Source organism: Candidatus Accumulibacter vicinus, assembly GCF_000584955.1.
In the GTDB taxonomy this organism is placed as follows: Bacteria; Pseudomonadota; Gammaproteobacteria; order Burkholderiales; family Rhodocyclaceae; genus Accumulibacter; species Accumulibacter vicinus.
On the sequence record NZ_JDSS02000027.1, the window covers coordinates 177174 to 179379 of the forward strand.

The 2206-nt window shown below is 67.0% G+C and carries 2 protein-coding genes and 1 pseudogene; all 3 read right to left on the reverse strand.

All coding sequences use genetic code 11. The annotated features are described in order from the left end of the window. Positions 1-729, reverse strand: a pseudogene (locus CAPSK01_RS22955) (hypothetical protein); the annotation flags it as partial. Between the two features lie 165 nt (positions 730-894). Then, positions 895-1944, reverse strand: coding sequence for a hypothetical protein (locus CAPSK01_RS13295; protein ID WP_034927418.1), 1050 nt, complete (start codon positions 1942-1944; stop codon positions 895-897). Positions 1945-1996: 52 nt separating this feature from the next. After that, on the reverse strand, positions 1997-2206 hold a 210-nt coding region (locus CAPSK01_RS13300; protein ID WP_034927422.1), incomplete at its 5' end, for a hypothetical protein.

Here is a 2206-nt window from a genome sequence, read left to right on the forward strand (position 1 = left end):
CCACCATGCGGCCAGCGCGCCGACCAGGCAGGCGAGGTCGGCGCGCGCCGTGGCCTCGTCCGAATCATTCGCCCCGGCGGGGTTGAAGTAGAAAAAGCTGATCTCGGCCTGCACCGGCTTGCCCTTCTCGGTCACCGGGGCGACGGCCTCGAACTGGATCGGCTGGGTGCCGATGCCGCTGCCGTCGGGCTTGCCGTTCTTGTCGGTCTTGCTTGGGTTCATCACCAGGTACTGCACGTGCGAGAACCATACCGGCGAGAAGTGCAGCCGGCCGGCCGCGCTGGCGAGCTTTTCGGAATCGTCGCTGGCGACGCCGAACAGGCGCGTTGCCGCGGCCGTGTCCTGGCGGTAGCGCATCGTCCGCGTCTGGTCGTCGCGACCCAGTTCAGTCCACGCCGAGCCGTGCGGGAAGCCGCGCTGGAAGGCATCCGCCGCGAGGCCCTTCACCGAGGCGGCGGCAAGGAAGGGAACGCCAAAGACATGGTCCTTGCGCACCGGGTTGTCGAAGAGATAGAAGGAATCGTCGTCGCGCGTCAGGAGGGGCGTCAGCAGACGAAAGCGCAGCGTCAGCGCCGCGGAAAAGGCCGGCAGCACCGCGATGTTGACGGGTGCCGAACACAGGCCGGCGCGGTCGATCTCGCGCGTCGCGCAGGGCAGCGAGCGGGCGCCGCCGCGCGCCTTCTTCGGGTCGTCGAGAACCTCCTTCAGTTCGACTCCCTGCAGTTCCATGGCGTGGCGAATCAGGAAATCGCTGCGCCGCCCGGTCAGATCCTCGGGCCTGACGACCCCTCGGCGCAGGTACGCGGCATGCGCCTGCCAGGTCCATTGGGCGGCGGCGATTCCCCCCGATTCGATGGCGACGCGTTCTTCCGCGAGCAGTTCAAAGTTCATGAGTCACACTCCTGCGAGCTGGTTGAGCCAGGCGGCACGCGCCTTGGCGTGCTTGCCGCCGAATTCCCAGGCGATCCTGCCGTCGACGCGATAGCCAAGGCGATCGATCATGCCGTCGATGCTGCCGGCGGCGTTGGCGAAAGCGTTCATCACTTCGCTGCGCTCGGCAGCGTCTTCCGGCTTGAGTGCCACCGTAAGCCGCAATTCGATGCCCTCGGCGATGGCGTAGGCTGCCGAGACATTGACCGCGCTGCCCGACTGATTGAGCTTGCCCAGCATCTGGTGGCGGAGCGCCGTCAGACGGGCCTTTTCGGCATCCGGCGCGTCCGGTCTTGCGCGCAGCGCGTTGCGCAGGGTGGCGCGTGTCGCCAGCGCAAGCTGCAGCGCGGCCGATCGGTTGAAGCTGGGCTGCTGTCCGGGCGCGACGCGAAAGCGCAGCCGGCCGAAGGCATGGCGCAACAGGTTGAGCCGACCGGCCGTCGCCGGCACGGGTTTGCCAAGTTCGCAGCCGACGTTCAGCGGCACGGCAAAGGGGCGGGCGCCGTCCGCAACAGCCAAGACGCCGAGCCCGAACTGATCCTTGGCGCCGAAGGTGGCGTGGCGGAACTGGATGGACAGCGCCAGGTTCAGGATCTGCCAGTGCGTATCCGAGATTCCTCGCCGTGCAAGCTGCAGGCCGACTTCGCCTTCAAAGGCGGAATTGAAGTACCAGCGCGAGTCGCTGCCGCCGGCCCTGGGCACCCTGACCGTTTCGGGCAGGCTGACGCGCGTCAAAGCCGAGGTATCCCAGCGCAGTGCCACCTGCTTGGCTCTGGCTTTCTGCTCACCACGGCCGGGATTACCCCAGACGGCATCCTCGAAATCGGAGTCCCCGAGCGTCCGCGCCACCAGACACGAGAAGTGCCGGATGCCGCCGAGCAGGTTGGATGGATGAACCTGGTCACCAAGCTGACCAATCCCGCCAGTATAGAGCGGCGTCAGCGTCTTCAGCCGCAGGACCAGTCCGTCCGCCTGCGGCGTGCGCAGGCGGGCGAGCATCTCCGGTGCATTCATTTCCTGTTGCCCTCCCAGATGATTTCCATGATGTCTTTTGTCGGCGACGCATTCAGGCCTCAACCGCCGGCAGAATTTCATATTGCCCGCAACCGATGCCGGTCTGCCCACCGGCGTGCAGTTCGCTGCCGGCGCACAGCATCCGCCAGGCGTCCGCGTCGATTTCGCTCAGTTCCAGATCCCATTGCGTTCCGGCCAGCACGCGCCGTGCAAGGGGAACGCGGATCGTCTTCCGCGCCAGCACCCGGCAGCGCCAGGGCAG